13 protein-coding genes are annotated in these 14,361 nt (G+C 66.2%); 8 read left to right on the top strand and 5 right to left on the bottom strand.

What is annotated here, in order from left to right:
• Positions 1-6 precede the first annotated feature (6 nt).
• Entirely contained in the window at positions 7-441 is a 435-nt protein-coding gene (locus tag H7828_RS18820) for an EVE domain-containing protein (protein WP_226782608.1), read from the top strand.
• Here the strand turns inward: H7828_RS18820 and H7828_RS18815 are convergent.
• Positions 438-1,400, bottom strand: a complete 963-nt coding sequence (locus H7828_RS18815) for an anhydro-N-acetylmuramic acid kinase (RefSeq protein ID WP_226782607.1) — start codon at positions 1,398-1,400, stop codon at positions 438-440. The two genes, H7828_RS18820 and H7828_RS18815, sit on opposite strands and share 4 nt — an antisense overlap.
• Before the next feature lie 69 nt (positions 1,401-1,469).
• Here H7828_RS18815 and tyrS point away from each other — a divergent pair, with 69 nt between their 5' ends.
• The 5 genes from tyrS (at position 1,470) to lexA (ending at position 6,027) form a co-directional block, all read left to right on the top strand.
• On the top strand, positions 1,470-2,723 hold the full coding sequence (gene tyrS / locus H7828_RS18810; protein WP_226782636.1) for a tyrosine--tRNA ligase: 1,254 nt from the start codon (positions 1,470-1,472) through the stop codon (positions 2,721-2,723).
• 88 nt (positions 2,724-2,811) lie between these two features.
• Positions 2,812-3,615 (top strand): indole-3-glycerol phosphate synthase TrpC, encoded by an 804-nt coding sequence (trpC, locus tag H7828_RS18805; protein WP_226782606.1) that lies wholly within the window; start codon positions 2,812-2,814, stop codon positions 3,613-3,615.
• A complete protein-coding gene (moaC, locus tag H7828_RS18800) occupies positions 3,615-4,088 on the top strand; it encodes a cyclic pyranopterin monophosphate synthase MoaC (protein ID WP_226782605.1) in 474 nt (157 codons plus the stop codon). The genes trpC and moaC overlap by 1 nt, the downstream gene beginning before the upstream one ends.
• Entirely contained in the window at positions 4,085-5,257 is a 1,173-nt protein-coding gene (locus H7828_RS18795) for a molybdopterin molybdotransferase MoeA (RefSeq protein ID WP_226782604.1), read from the top strand. The genes moaC and H7828_RS18795 overlap by 4 nt, the downstream gene beginning before the upstream one ends.
• Before the next feature lie 86 nt (positions 5,258-5,343).
• Positions 5,344-6,027 carry a transcriptional repressor LexA gene (lexA, locus tag H7828_RS18790; protein WP_226782603.1) on the top strand — a complete coding sequence of 228 codons (684 nt, stop codon included), beginning with the start codon at positions 5,344-5,346 and terminating at the stop codon, positions 6,025-6,027.
• A gap of 6 nt (positions 6,028-6,033) precedes the next feature.
• Here the strand turns inward: lexA and H7828_RS18785 are convergent, their stop codons facing one another.
• Positions 6,034-8,085 (bottom strand): ComEC/Rec2 family competence protein, encoded by a 2,052-nt coding sequence (locus tag H7828_RS18785; protein WP_342592307.1) that lies wholly within the window; start codon positions 8,083-8,085, stop codon positions 6,034-6,036.
• 76 nt (positions 8,086-8,161) lie between these two features.
• Here H7828_RS18785 and gltX point away from each other — a divergent pair, with 76 nt between their 5' ends.
• Both gltX and H7828_RS18775 read left to right on the top strand, forming a co-directional pair.
• A complete protein-coding gene (gene gltX / locus H7828_RS18780) occupies positions 8,162-9,571 on the top strand; it encodes a glutamate--tRNA ligase (RefSeq protein WP_226782602.1) in 1,410 nt (469 codons plus the stop codon).
• Between the two features lie 89 nt (positions 9,572-9,660).
• Positions 9,661-10,956 carry a citrate synthase gene (locus H7828_RS18775; RefSeq protein WP_226782601.1) on the top strand — a complete coding sequence of 432 codons (1,296 nt, stop codon included), beginning with the start codon at positions 9,661-9,663 and terminating at the stop codon, positions 10,954-10,956.
• 77 nt (positions 10,957-11,033) lie between these two features.
• Here H7828_RS18775 and H7828_RS18770 read toward each other — a convergent pair whose 3' ends face one another.
• From H7828_RS18770 to H7828_RS18760, 3 genes are all read right to left on the bottom strand, one after another.
• Entirely contained in the window at positions 11,034-11,810 is a 777-nt protein-coding gene (locus H7828_RS18770; protein ID WP_226782600.1) for an enoyl-CoA hydratase-related protein, read from the bottom strand.
• A gap of 74 nt (positions 11,811-11,884) precedes the next feature.
• Entirely contained in the window at positions 11,885-12,331 is a 447-nt protein-coding gene (locus H7828_RS18765; protein ID WP_226782599.1) for a cytochrome c-type biogenesis protein, read from the bottom strand.
• The gene (locus tag H7828_RS18760) at positions 12,328-14,295 is read right to left on the bottom strand and encodes a heme lyase CcmF/NrfE family subunit (protein WP_226782598.1); all 1,968 of its coding nucleotides are present in this window, start codon (positions 14,293-14,295) and stop codon (positions 12,328-12,330) included. The genes H7828_RS18765 and H7828_RS18760 overlap by 4 nt, the downstream gene beginning before the upstream one ends.
• Positions 14,296-14,361 lie beyond the last annotated feature (66 nt).

Here is a 14,361-nt window from a genome sequence, read left to right as displayed (position 1 = left end):
CCCGCGATGGCGCGACACTGGATCGGCGTCGCCACCCAGGATCATATCACCGCTGCAGTCTCAGGCGGCTTCGTGCAATTGGGCCACGGTCGCCACTCCGAGGTGGCGGCCCTGTCGCAGGGCGACCTGATCGCCTTTTATGCGACCCGAGAACGCATGGGCGCCGGGCCTTCGGTGCAGGCCTTCACCGCCCTTGCCCGTATCACCTCGGACCTGCCGGTCAAGGTGGACCAGGGCGGCGGATTTCACCCCTTTCGCCACGGCGCCCGCTTTGCCGAACTGGCGGAACCCGCCCCAATCCGCCCGCTTCTGGAAAGGCTCGCCCTCACGCAGGGTCGCGGAAAGGCCTGGGGCATGGCCCTGCGCCGCAGCCTGATTGGCGTGACGCAGGATGACTTTGCGGTGATCGCCCGCGCCATGGGTGTGACGCCATCGCTCTAGGTTTCGGGCCAGGCAATCTCGCCCCCGCCCACCGCTGCGGCAACGCCCGTCGTCGTCGGGCAGGTGGTCGCCAGGCCACGGCTGACGCGCACCGCAAGTTGGGCGATGGCCTGGGCCTGCACCATGTTGTCGTCAAGGCCCACTGCCTCGATCTCGGCCACCGGACAGGCCACCAGACCGGCGATCGTCGCCCGGATCAGGGGGACGCGCCGCCCCGGTCCGGTCAGCACCACCCTTTCGGGCGGGCGCGGCAGGTGGGTCAGCGCATCCTCGAACGCCAGGGCGATGCAGGCCAGTTGCGTGGCCTGCGCCCGGGCTGGCGGCATGGCGGCGAGGGCGGCGGGCAGCCAGGCAAATTCGCGCGGCTCGATCCATCGGGGCGGCAGGCGGGCGAAATGCGCCTGCCCCAGCAGCCGGGCCAGAACCGCCTCGTCAGGCTCATCCGACGCACCGCCCGCCACGACGGACGCGCAGCCGGGTCCGGCGTCAAAGGCCAGGCAGGCCCCCGCCTGTTCGGGCCGGGCCATTGCGGGATCGGCCCAACTGACGCGCAGCACCTCACCCAGGTCAACAAACATCACCGGCCCGCCGGCAGCGCGCCATCCGGCCCAGGCATGGTGAAAGAAGGGCGTCAGTGGCCCGCCGGCGCCCCCCAGCCGCAGGTCGGCACCGGCAAAATCGCTCACCACCGGAACAGACAGCGCCGTGGCCACCAGCCGCGTATCAAAGGGCAGCGGCCCTTGCTCGGCATGAAGCCCGATGATGTCGACACCATCAAAACCCGCCAGCACCCCGGCCAGTGCGCCCTCGGGATCGTCGGGGGCCAGGGCCGCCTGCGCCAGCGGCCCAAGGCCCGACAGCCGCGCACCGTCACTTTCCACCAGCGCCACCCGAAGGTCCGCGCCGTCCAGAACCGCCCCCAGCGCCCGGATCGGGCCGCCTGAACCGCGTTGCGCCATCTTGGCTTTCCCTTCGCCGCCGGACCCGATATGGATTGGCCCGCAAGCGCCAAGATGGACGATACCCCGATGACCTACCACCCGAAATCCGATTTCCTGCACGTGATGATGTCGCGCGGTTTCCTGGCCGACTGCACAGATTATCAGGCGCTGGACGAAGCCATGCTGAAGCCCGGCCTGCCCGCCTATATCGGCTACGACGCGACGGCGAAATCGCTGCATGTGGGGCATCTGCTGAACATCATGATGCTGCGCTGGCTGCAGAAGACGGGGCACAAGCCCATCACCCTCATGGGCGGTGGCACGACCAAGGTGGGCGATCCCAGCTTCCGCGCCGACGAACGCCCCCTGCTGACGCCCGAACAGATCGATACCAACATCGACGGCATGAAACAGGTCTTCGCGAAATACCTGACCTACGGCGACGGGCCGACGGACGCGCTGATGCTGAACAACGCCGAATGGCTCGATGGGCTGAACTACCTCGATTTCCTGCGCGATATCGGGCGGCATTTTTCGGTCAACCGGATGCTCGCCTTTGAATCGGTGAAATCCCGGCTCGACCGCGAACAATCGCTGTCCTTCCTCGAATTCAACTACATGATCCTCCAGGCCTATGACTTCCTGGAACTGAACCGCCGCTACGGCTGCACGCTGCAGATGGGCGGGTCGGACCAGTGGGGCAACATCGTCAACGGGATCGACCTGACGCGCCGGGTGCTCGACCACCAGATCTTCGGGCTCACCTCGCCGCTGCTCACCACCAGCGACGGGCGCAAGATGGGCAAATCCCAGGGCGGGGCGATCTGGCTGAACGCCGACATGCTGTCGCCCTACGAATTCTGGCAGTTCTGGCGCAACACCACCGACGCCGACGTGGGCCGCTTTGCCAAGCTCTTCACCGAACTGCCGGTCGAGGAATGCGAACGGCTCGGCGCGCTGGAAGGCTCCGAGATCAACGAGGCCAAGATCATCCTGGCCAATGCCGTCACCACCCTGTGCCACGGCGCCGATGCCGCCGCCACCGCCGAGGCGACAGCGCGCGAGGTTTTCGAAAGGGGCGGCGTGGGCGATGACCTGCCCACCCTCGCCCTCACCGCCCAGGAGATCGAAGGCGGCATCTCGGTCGTCCAGTTGATCGTGCGCGCAGGTCTTGCCAAGACCGGCAAGGAGGCCAAGCGCCTGATCGCCGAGAACGGCGCGCGCATCGACGATGCCCCCCTCACCGACGCGGGGCTGATGCTCGATGCCGCGGCCCTCGCCAGCCCGGTCAAGCTCAGCGCCGGAAAGAAACGCCACGCCCTCGTCACCCTGACCGACTGACCCATCTTTGGTCTGAAAGTATCCTGGGGGGAGGCCGAAGGCCGGGGGGCAAGGCCCCCCATGCAACGCCGCAAGGAAAGAACGCCCGATGACAGTGCTCGACCGTATCAAGGCCTACAAGCTTGAAGAGATCGCCACCCGCAAGGCCGCCCGCCCCCTCCCCGAGGTCGAATCCGCCGCCCGCGCCGCCGATGCGCCCCGTGGATTTGCCCGGGCGCTGACCGATGCCGCCCGCGAAGGCTATGGCCTCATCGCCGAGGTGAAGAAGGCCAGCCCCTCCAAGGGCTTGATCCGCGCCGATTTCGATCCGCCCGCCCTGGCCCGCGCCTACGAGGCCGGGGGCGCCACCTGCCTGTCGGTTCTGACCGATGCGCCCTCGTTCCAGGGCGAAGACGCCTTCCTGACCGCCGCGCGCAATGCCACCGCCCTGCCCGCCCTGCGCAAGGATTTCATGTACGACACCTATCAGGTGGCCGAGGCCCGGGCGCTGGGGGCCGACTGCATCCTGATCATCATGGCCAGCGTCAGCGATTCCCAGGCGCAGGAGCTTGAATCCGCCGCCACCGACTGGGGCATGGACGTTCTGATCGAAGTGCACGACGAAGACGAGCTTGAGCGCGCGGGGGCGTTGAAATCGCCGCTCATGGGCATCAACAACCGCAACCTCAAGACCTTCGACGTGACGCTGGACACCACCCGCCGGCTGTCGAAACTGGTGGAACCCGGGCGCACGCTGGTGGCCGAATCCGGCCTTTCCACCTCTGACGATCTGGCCGATCTGGCCCGCTACGGCGCGCGCTGCTTCCTGATCGGTGAATCGCTCATGCGTCAGGACGATGTGACCGCGGCCACGCGTGCGATCCTGGCCAATCCGCTCAGCGGGCATCCGTGATGCCGCTTACCCATTTCGACGGCGCGGGCAATGCCCATATGGTGGACGTTTCGCAAAAGGCGACCACGGCCCGTATAGCCACGGCCACGGGGCATGTGCGGATGCAGCCCGACACTCTTGCCCTGATCACCGAAGGGCGGGCGAAGAAGGGCGATGTGCTGGGCGTGGCCCGCCTGGCCGGGATCATGGGCGCCAAGAAGACGGCCGATCTCATTCCGCTCTGCCATCCGCTGCCCGTCACCTCGGTCAGCCTGGAGCTTGAGCCTGACCCGGATCTGCCCGGCGTGCGCGTCACCGCCAGCGTCAAGACCACCGGCCAGACCGGCGTCGAGATGGAGGCCCTGACCGCCGTTTCCACCGCCTGCCTCACGGTCTACGACATGCTGAAGGCGGTCGAGAAGACCATGGTGATCGGCGAAATCCGCGTGACCCTGAAGGATGGCGGCAAATCCGGCCGCTTCCAGGCGCCATGATCACCGTCGATCAGGCCCTGGCACAGATCTTCGACCTGCTCACCCCCCTGCCTTCGGAAACGGTGCCTTTGCGGCAAGCTGCTGGACGGGTCCTGGCCGACCCGGTGCGCGCCCTGCGCGATCAGCCGCCCTTTGCCGCCTCGGCCATGGACGGCTACGCGCTGCGCGATGACGAGGTGCGCCCCGGTGCGCGTTTCCGCGTGATCGGGGAATCCGCCGCCGGGCGCGCCTGTGATCTCGCGATCGGCCCCGGCGAGGCGATGCGCATCTTCACCGGCGCGGCAGTGCCCGAGGGGGCCAATCGCGTCGTGATCCAGGAGGATGTGAGCCGCGACGGCGACATGATCACCCTGCGCGACACCCTTGATTCCGCTGCCTATATCCGCGCCGCCGGCACCGATTTCGCGCGCGGCGATGAATGGTTCCCGCGCCGCGGGCTTGGCCCCTCCGATCTTGTCCTGATGGCGGCGATGAACTGCGCCACGCCCCGCGCCACCCGCAAGCCTATCGTCGCGCTGATCGCCACCGGCGATGAGCTGGTGATGCCCGGCGAAACGCCGCGCGACGACCAGATTGTCGCCTCGAACACCTTCGGACTGGCCGCGATGGTGGAGCGCGAGGGGGGCATTGCCCGCATCCTGCCCATTGCCCGCGACACCGAAAGCGCGCTGCGCACCGCCTTTGCCATGGCCGCGGGGGCGGATCTGATCGTCACCATTGGCGGTGCCTCGGTGGGCGATCATGATCTGGTGGGCAAGGTGGCGGGCGATCTGGGGATGAAGCGCGCCTTCTACAAGATCGCCATGCGCCCCGGAAAGCCGCTGATGGCGGGTCGGCTGGACGGCGTGCCGATGATCGGGCTGCCGGGAAACCCTGTATCTTCAATGGTCTGCGGCCATGTCTTCCTGCGCCCGGCGCTGCGCGCGCTTCTGGGCCTTGGCAAGGCTCCGGCGCCGCGACTGCACGCGCCGCTGGCGACACCCCTCACCGCCAATGGGACGCGCGAACACTACATGCGCGCCACCCTCAGGGATGGCCAGCTTCACGCGGCCGAGCGGCAGGACAGCGCCCTGACCGGGGCGCTGGCCAACGCCGACGCCCTGATCCTGCGCCCGGTCGACGATCCGGCACGCTCGGTGGGCGAAAGCGTCACCTACCTGCCCCTCTGACCGTTGACACAAAGCGGGAACGCTTGTAGAACACGAGGTGAACGCCGCATGTCGCGGCGGGAATGCAACAGGCAGGGATGGGCAGGATGCTGACACGCAAGCAGTTGGAATTGCTGGATTTCATCAACAAGCGGGTGCAGCGTGACGGCGTCCCCCCTTCGTTCGACGAGATGAAAGAGGCGCTGGATCTGCGCTCCAAGTCCGGCATCCACCGCCTGATCACCGCGCTTGAGGAACGGGGATTCATCCGCCGCCTGGCCCATCGTGCCCGCGCGCTTGAGATCGTGAAGCTGCCCGAGGCCATGGAAGCGCCGGGGTTCAGCCCGCGCGTCATCGAAGGCGACCGCACCGATCCCCCGGCCAAGGCGATGGCAGTGTCGGCCGCTGCCGTGGATCTGCCTGTCATGGGCCAGATCGCCGCCGGTGTCCCGATCGAGGCATTGCAGCACGAATCCCACCGCGTGGCGGTGCCCGGTTCGATGCTGACGGCCAAGGCGAACCACTATGCCCTTGAGGTCAAAGGCGATTCGATGATCGACGCCGGGATCAACGATGGCGATGTCGTGGTGATCCGCGAAGGCCAGACCGCCGACAACGGCGACATCGTCGTCGCCCTTGTCGAGGGTCAGGAAGCGACGCTCAAACGGTTCCGCCGCAATGGCAGTTCCATCGCGCTTGAGGCGGCGAACCCCGCCTATGAAACCCGGGTGTTCCGCGATGATCAGGTCAAGGTGCAGGGGCGCCTTGTCGGGTTGATCCGCACCTACTGACCAATCCTACGGACGGTTCCACAGCCGATCACCCGCTGCTGCCCGCGCGCCAAGAATGCGCAGGCCATCGGGCGAAGGATAAAGGCCAAGCGCCCCGGTTTCGCGCAACGCCTTGCGGTCATAAAGGGTGCAGCCGGGCGGCGGCGAGCCGTCGGCATCGGCCGCCAGGATGACCAGCGGCGCTAGGGCGCAGGCCTGGCCAACCCTGTCACGGGCACCACGCCCCGACAGATGCGCCACCGGCTGACCGGCCAGATCGAAGGTGACAATCTCGCCTTCCCGCTCCAGGCCCGGGCGTGCGGCCGCAGTACCCTGATCGGGAAGATCGCCGTCGTTCTCCAACCAGCTGAGCGCCACGAAGCCCTCGCCGCGCGGCTTGTTCAGAACGCGGCCCCCCTCGGTCATCACCCCGATCAGGCCGCCACTGTCCGAAACCAGAAGCGCCGGACGTTCGGCAAGGGCCCAGAGCCCGAAGGCTGCCGCGACTGGCAACACACCGGCCCAACGCCATCCCCCCCGCCACAGGGCGACCCAAAGCATTCCCAACGCAAACAGCGGCAAGACGAACTGGCCCGGCTCGATGACCCGACCCACGGCTCCGTTCTGCGATGCGGTCCAGTGGGCCACGGCCATGATCCAGCGGATGGCAGGCTCCATCATTGCAAGGCCCAGACCATGCCGGCCGAAGGGCGCAAGGCAAGCCGCCAGCACGGCGCCCGGCATCACCACCAACCCCATGAGCGGGACCGAAACCAGGTTCGCCAAAAGCCCGTAATGCGCTACCATGTTGAAATGCACCGCAGCGACCGGCGCGGTCGCCGCCCCCGCCACGGCCGAGGAAACCACCGTCGCCACCACCGGGCGCGTCCACCTTGGCAGGCGGTCGATGTCCAGGTCGCGCAGAGCGCGGAACACCGCGACAAGGGCAATGGTGGCCGCGAATGACATCTGAAAACCCGGTTCGGTCAGGCTTTCGGGGCGCAGCAACAACACGATGATCGCGGCCACGGCTACCGCGCGAAGGGTCAGCGCCCGCCGCTCCAACAGGACCGCCACCAGCATCACCGCGACCATGACGAAGGCCCGCTGCGTGGCGACATTCCCCCCCGAAAGCGCCAGATAGACGGCGCCCGCCAGAAGCGCCCCCACCGCCGCGATCTTCTTGACCGGCCAGCCAAGGGCCACTCCCGGCACCAGGACCATGGTGATCCGCAGGACGGCGAAGACGAACGTGGTCAGAAGCCCCATGTGCAGCCCCGAGATAGCAAGAAGATGGGCAAGGTTGGACTGGCGCAGCGCGCTCAGCGCCTCTTGCGACATGGCCGAACGGTCACCGGTGGTGACGGCGGCGGCAAAGGCCCCCGCCTCGCCCGGGAGGGTGCGGCGCACCTCGTCCGAGATGGCCGCGCGCCAGCGCGCGACGCTGAACGCCGTGGGTGCCGGGGCCAGCGCGATCAGCGGCGTTCTGCTGTAACCAACGGCGCCAAGCCCCTGAAACCACGCCATTCTCTGAAAGTCGAAGCCCCCGGGTTCGACCGGTCCGCCGGGGGGGGCCAGGTGCGCCGTCAGTGCCACATGCTTGCCCACCTCCGGCAGGGTGCCGGGAATGTCAGCCTGAAGCGACACGCGGACACGCCAGGGCATCCTTTCGGGGCGCATGTCGGCCAGAACCACCTGGCCAAGCGTCAGGCGCAGCCTTTCGCTGGCCGACCGGTCGATATGCAGGATGCGCCCCTCGACCGGCCCGTAATAGCGGAAACCAAGCACCGGTTGCGCCACCATCTGCGCCCGCGCGCCCGCAAGGAGCAGACCGCAAAGCACCAGCAGCAGCGCCAACGCACCGGGCCGGGCCATCATGCCATGGCGCAGGGCAAGATACCCAAAGCCCAGTGCGCCAGCCACCAAGGCACCCCAGGCAAGCGGCGCAGGGTCGCGCGGCAGGACGAAATAGATACCGATGCCGATGGCCATGCACACCGGAACCCAGGGAAACAGCGCGCCACGCTGCCTGTCGATCATTCCGTCCCAGGCCGGCCCCAGTGGCCCGAAGGGTGCCACCCTTGTTTCCCTTTCCGCGATTGTCTAAACCCGCTGCGATGCTATCTCCCGTTTGGTTTCCAGAAAGTTAACGCGCATGTCCAAGCCCGCGACCGAGGCCCCTGTCGTCACCCGCTTTGCCCCGTCGCCCACGGGGTTCCTGCACATCGGTGGCGCCCGTACCGCCCTGTTCAACTGGCTTTTCGCCCGCGGGCGTGGCGGGAAATTCCTGTTGCGCATCGAAGATACCGACATCGCGCGGTCGACCCCCGAAGCGACCGAGGCGATCCTGACGGGCCTGCGCTGGATGGGTCTGGACTGGGACGGCGAGGCCGTCAGCCAATCGGCCAATGCGCCCCGTCACGCCGAGGTGGCGCGCCAGATGCTGGAGAGTGGCACGGCCTACAAGTGCTTCTCGACGCAGGAAGAAATTGCCACCTTCCGCGAAGAGGCCCGCGCCGAGGGGCGATCGACCCTGTTCCGTTCGCCCTGGCGCGACGTTTCCGAGGCCGACCACCCCGATGCGCCCTTCGCCATCCGGGTCAAGGCGCCGCTAGAAGGCACCACCGTGATCGCCGATCAGGTCCAGGGCGATGTGACCATCCGCAATGATCAGCTGGACGACATGATTTGTTTACGCTCGGATGGTACGCCGACCTACATGCTGGCGGTTGTCGTCGACGATCACGACATGGGCGTGACCCATGTGATCCGGGGCGACGATCACCTGAACAATGCCGCGCGCCAGATGCTGGTCTATCGCGCCATGGGGTGGGATGTGCCCGTCTGGGCACATATCCCGCTGATTCACGGAGAGGACGGCAAGAAGCTGAGCAAACGTCACGGCGCCCTCGGGGTGCATGAATATCAGGCCCTGGGATACCCCGACACCGCCATGCGCAACTATCTGGCGCGGCTGGGCTGGTCGCATGGGGATGACGAATTCTTCTCTGATGCCGAGGCGAAAGAGTGGTTCGGGCTGGACGGAATCGGCAAGGCGCCGGCGCGGCTTGATTTCAAGAAGCTGGCCCATCTGAGCGGGCAGCACATCGCGGTGATGGAAGATGCTGCACTGGTCACAGGAATAGTCGATTACCTCGCGGCAGCAGGGCTTTCCCCCTTGAGCGACAGCCAGTTGACCGCCCTTGGCGCGGCCATGCCCCACCTGAAGGAACGCGCGAAGTCTTATCCGGAACTTATTGAAAAGGCACACTTCTGCCTGACGTCACGCCCGATTGTGCCGGACGAGAAAGCCGCCAAGGCGCTTGATCCGGTATCCCGTGGTATGCTGGCGCAATTGACGCCGCACCTGCAAAATGCTAGCTGGTCCCGAGACAGTTTGGAGGCTGTGGCAGCCACTGTCGCCGAGGCGAACGGTGTCGGGCTGGGCAAGCTTGCGGGGCCGCTTCGGGCCGCGCTTGCCGGTCGCACCGCGACCCCCAGTGTGTTTGACATGATGCTGACGCTCGGGCGCGACGAAACGCTCGCCCGTCTTGGCGATGTCTGAGCGATTTGGCTGATCCCGCCCCGGGAACGGCCCCAGGAAACAACAGACCACGCCGCAGCGCGCGGTCATCCGATCAGGAAGGAACCGCAATGGCCGACGCAAAGAAATCCGCCAGCCTGACCATTGATGGGCAGACCTATGAATTGCCAATCCTCTCGCCCTCTGCCGGGCCCGATGTGATCGACATTCGCAAGCTCTATGCCCAGGCCAATGTCTTTACCTACGACCCCGGTTTCACCTCGACCGCGGCCTGCGACAGCGAAATCACCTATATCGACGGTGACGAAGGCGTGCTGCTGCACCGCGGCTATCCCATCGACCAGCTGGCCGAGAAATCGCACTTCCTCGAAGTGTGCTACCTGCTGCTCTACGGTGAACTGCCCACCGCCGATCAGATCGAGGATTTCGAGGATCGCGTGACCAACCACACGATGATCCATGAACAGATGCACAATTTCTTCCGTGGCTTCCGCCGCGATGCGCATCCGATGGCCACCATGGTGGGCGTGGTCGGCGCGATGTCTGCCTTCTATCACGACAGCACCGATATCGCCGATCCCTGGCAGCGCGAGGTCGCCTCGATCCGCCTGATCGCCAAGATGCCGACGATTGCCGCGATGGCCTATAAATACAGCATCGGTCAGCCCTTCGTCTATCCGCGCAACGATCTTGACTATGCGTCGAACTTCCTGCGCATGTGTTTCAGCGTGCCGGCCGAGGAATACCAGGTAAACCCGATCCTGAGCCGCGCGATGGACCGGATCTTCACCCTGCATGCCGATCACGAACAGAACGCCAGCACCTCGACCGTGCGCCTGGCGTCCTCCTCGGGGGCCAATCCCTTTGCCTGCATCGCCGCCGGTATCGCCTGTCTCTGGGGCCCGGCCCACGGTGGCGCCAACCAGGCCTGCCTGGAAATGCTGCGGGAAATCGGCACGCCCGACCGCATTCCCGAATTCATCGAACGCGCCAAGGACAAGAACGATCCGTTCCGCCTGATGGGCTTTGGCCACCGCGTCTACAAGAACTTCGATCCGCGCGCCAAGGTGATGAAGCAATCCGCCGATGAGGTGCTTGAGCTTCTGGGGATCGAGAACAATCCGACCCTGCAGGTCGCGAAAGAGCTTGAGCGGCTCGCTCTGGAAGACCCCTATTTCAAGGAAAAGAAGCTCTATCCCAACGTGGATTTCTATTCGGGCATCATCCTTGACGCCATGGGCTTTCCTACCTCGATGTTCACGCCGATCTTCGCACTGGCGCGCACGGTCGGCTGGATTTCCCAGTGGAAGGAACAGATCAGCGATCCGCAGCTCAAGATCGGGCGCCCCCGGCAGCTTTACCAGGGCAGCACCTATCGCGACTACGTGGATGTCGAAAACCGCTGAGCGCGGCGCGGGGTGCAGGACACCCCGCCATATACCAACGATTTCAGACGCCCCGCCTTGCGCGGGGCGTCTTGCGTTCAGCGTCCTTCGTAACGGGCCGGGCGCTTTTCAAGAAAGGCCAGAACGCCTTCCTTGAAGTCGAAGGATTGACCGCAATCGCCCTGCAACTTGGCCTCGACCGCAAGCTGTTCGTCCAGCGTGTTGTCATAGGTTTCGCGGATCGCCTTCTTGACGTGGCCATAGGCAAGGGTCGGCCCCTGGGCCAGCTTTCCGGCCCGCGCCTGCCAGTGGGCGGTGAAATCGGCGTCGGGCACCGCCTCCCAGATCATGCCCCAGTCCGAGGCCTGGCGCGCGGTGATCGGTTCGGCAAACAGCGCAGCACCCATGGCCTTGGCCGCCCCCATCTGGCGGGGCAACCAGTAGGTGCCGCCGGCATCGGGGATAAGCCCGATCCGGGTAAAGGCCTGAAGGAACACGGCACTTTCCGTGGCGATGACCACGTCACAGGCCAGGGCCAGGTTCGCGCCCGCACCCGCCGCCGGTCCGTTGACGGCGGCGATGGTGGGAATGGTGCAGTCGAAGATCGCCTTCAGCATCGGCACGTATTCGTCGCGCAGGGTGCGTTCCAGGTCCATGTTTGCCGCATTCGCCCCATCGCCCAGGTCCTGGCCCGAACAGAAGGCCTTCCCCTGCCCCGTCATCACCAGCACCCGCGCGTCCTTTTCGGCGGCCTTGACCGCGTGCAGGATCTCGGCCCGCATCTGGGTGTTGAGGGCGTTCATCACCTCGGGGCGGCGCAGGGTCAGCACGGCGATGTTGTCGCGAATGGAAAGGCGGATGGTCTGGTATTGCATGGCGGGTTCCTTTGATCCGGGCGTTACCACACAGCATGGCTGAACGGTCCGGTTCAGAAAAGAGGAACGCAGGGTTACGAGTTGATAATCCGCTCCAACTCGGCCTTTTCCGCCTCGCTCAGCCCGGCCTGGGCGGCTTCGGGGCGTCGCTTGCGCAGATAGACGGCGGCACCCCCCCCCGCCAGCAGCAACATGGCCGGACCAGCCAGCCAGAGGATCAGGGTCGAGCCCTGCGCCGGCGGATTCAGCAGGACATATTCACCGTAACGGTCGACGATATAGGCCACCACCTCACCATCGGAATCGCCCGCCACCAGGCGTTCGCGCACCAAAAGGCGCAGATCGCGGGCAAGGTCGGCATCGCTGGCGTCGATATGTTCGTTGCGGCAGACAAGACAGCGCAGCCCCTTCGAGATGTCGCGCGCCCGCTGCTCCAGCACCGGGTCGGCCAGAACCTCGTCGGGTTCCACCGCCAGCGCCGGTGTCATCCACAGGCACAGGATCAGGGCCAGCCATCTCATTCTGCCGGCACCGCGCTACGGGTCTTGCGCGCGCCCGCAGCCACCCGGTGGCGCCGGTCGCTGAGCGAAAGGCAGCCCCCCAGCGCCATGATGATGCAGCCCGCCCAGATCCAGTTGGCGAAGGGTTTGACGAAGGTGCGCACCGTCCAGCCGCCGCCATCCTGCGGATCGCCGATCACCACGTAGAGATCGCGCCAGACGCCGTTGTGAATCGCCGCCTCGGTCGTGGGCATGCGCGCCACCGGATAGACGCGTTTCTCGGGCGTCAGGCGAATGCTGCGGCCGGCCCTTTCCAGGTCGATCACGCCCATGGTGGTGAAATAGTTGGGGCCGCGGCCTTCCTGCACATCGCTCAGGGTCACGTCATAGCCCGCAACCTGGAATGTCTCGCCAACCTGAACGACGCGAATATCCTCGGTCTGCCAGGCGGTCATCGCGCAGATGCCGAAGATCGTTATCGCAAAGCCGCCATGGGCCACCGACTTGCCCCAGTCGGCGCGCGGCAGGTGCAACAGGCGGCGCGCACGCGACGCGGCGTCGCCGCGCCCTGCCCGCGTCCAGAGTTCGGCCAGCACGCCCAGCACGATCCACAGCGCCAGGACAAGCCCCACAGGCGCCAGGAAACGACCGCCGGTCTGCATCGTCCAGACCAGCGCTCCCAGCGCAAGGCTCAGCGCCAGGGCGCCCCAGAGCGGCCGCATCACGCGCCCCATGCGCGCCCTTTTCCAGGGCATCAGCGCGCCCAGGGGCAGGATCGCGGCAAGGGCCACCATGAAGGGGCTGAACGCGGCATTGAAGAAGGGCGCGCCGACCGAAAGTTTGCGGTCGAAGAACAGTTCGGCGATCAGCGGCCAGAGCGTGCCGACGAAGACCACGAAACAGGCAACGGTCAAAAGCACGTTGTTGGCGACCAGCGCGGTTTCGCGGCTGACAGTGGAAAACACGCCCTTCGCCTCAAGCGCGGTGGCGCGAGCGGCGAACAGCGTCAGCGCGCCCCCCATGAACAGGGCCAGGATCAGCAGGATATAGACCCCGCGTTCGGGATCGTTGGCAAAGGCATGAACCGAGGTCAGAACCCCCGAACGCACGATGAACGTCCCGATCAGCGAGAACCCGAAGGCCAGAATCGCCAGAAGCACCGTCCAGCTTTTCAGCGCCTCGCGCTTTTCCACCACGATGGCCGAATGCAAAAGTGCCGCCGAGATCAGCCAGGGCATGAAGCTGGCGTTTTCCACCGGGTCCCAGAACCAGAAGCCGCCCCAGCCCAGTTCGTAATAGGCCCACCACGACCCCAGCGCGATACCGACGGTCAGGAAGACCCAGGCCGCCAGCGTCCAGGGCCGCACCCAGCGGCCCCAGGCGGCATCGACCCGCCCTTCGATCAGCGCCGCGATGGCGAAGCTGAAGGTCATGGAAAGGCCGACATAGCCGAGGTAGAGAAACGGCGGGTGAAAGGCCAGGCCCGGGTCCTGCAACAGCGGGTTCAGGTCCTGCCCGTCAAAGGGCGGCACCTCAAGCCGCAGGAACGGATTTGACGTCAGCAGCAGGAAGGCCAGGAAGGCAACGCCGATGGCCCCCTGCACCGCAAGAACCCGGGCGCGCAGCGTGGCGGGAAGATTGCCACCGAACCAGGCTGCACAGGCACCGAACACCGCAAGGATCAGGCACCAGAGCAGCAGCGACCCCTCGTGGTTTCCCCAGACCCCCGACACCTTGTAAAGCATCGGTTTCAGCGTGTGAGAGTTCAGCACCACGAGGCGCAGCGAGAAATCCGAGGTGACAAAGGCATAGGTCAGCGCCCCGAACGAGAACGCGATCAGCAGAGCCTGCACCTTGGCCGCAGGCTCGGCCGCGGCCATCCAGCCGGTCCAACCCTTCTGCGCGCCGATCAGCGGCACCACGGTTTGCACGATGGCCACCATGAGCGCCAGGATGAGGGTGAAATGTCCGAGTTCTGCAATCATGGCGCGACGATACCGCGCGCCGTGCGCCGCGCCAATGGCCCCCGACGCGAAAGTGACCGCGCCGGG

Source organism: Oceaniglobus trochenteri, assembly GCF_020529025.1.
In the GTDB taxonomy this organism is placed as follows: Bacteria; Pseudomonadota; Alphaproteobacteria; order Rhodobacterales; family Rhodobacteraceae; genus Oceaniglobus; species Oceaniglobus trochenteri.
Note: the sequence above shows the minus strand (reverse complement) of the source record. Positions and strands in the feature narration are given on the sequence as shown.

Coding starts and splice junctions, on each gene's coding strand:
- H7828_RS18760 (WP_226782598.1), bottom strand. CDS start 14,295: ATGATTGCAGAACTCGGACATTTCACCCTCATCCTGGCGCTCATGGTG.
- trpC (WP_226782606.1), top strand. CDS start 2,812: ATGACAGTGCTCGACCGTATCAAGGCCTACAAGCTTGAAGAGATCGCC.
- lexA (WP_226782603.1), top strand. CDS start 5,344: ATGCTGACACGCAAGCAGTTGGAATTGCTGGATTTCATCAACAAGCGG.
- H7828_RS18815 (WP_226782607.1), bottom strand. CDS start 1,400: ATGGCGCAACGCGGTTCAGGCGGCCCGATCCGGGCGCTGGGGGCGGTT.
- H7828_RS18775 (WP_226782601.1), top strand. CDS start 9,661: ATGGCCGACGCAAAGAAATCCGCCAGCCTGACCATTGATGGGCAGACC.
- H7828_RS18770 (WP_226782600.1), bottom strand. CDS start 11,810: ATGCAATACCAGACCATCCGCCTTTCCATTCGCGACAACATCGCCGTG.
- H7828_RS18820 (WP_226782608.1), top strand. CDS start 7: ATGGCGCGACACTGGATCGGCGTCGCCACCCAGGATCATATCACCGCT.
- H7828_RS18795 (WP_226782604.1), top strand. CDS start 4,085: ATGATCACCGTCGATCAGGCCCTGGCACAGATCTTCGACCTGCTCACC.
- H7828_RS18765 (WP_226782599.1), bottom strand. CDS start 12,331: ATGAGATGGCTGGCCCTGATCCTGTGCCTGTGGATGACACCGGCGCTG.
- tyrS (WP_226782636.1), top strand. CDS start 1,470: ATGACCTACCACCCGAAATCCGATTTCCTGCACGTGATGATGTCGCGC.
- moaC (WP_226782605.1), top strand. CDS start 3,615: ATGCCGCTTACCCATTTCGACGGCGCGGGCAATGCCCATATGGTGGAC.
- gltX (WP_226782602.1), top strand. CDS start 8,162: ATGTCCAAGCCCGCGACCGAGGCCCCTGTCGTCACCCGCTTTGCCCCG.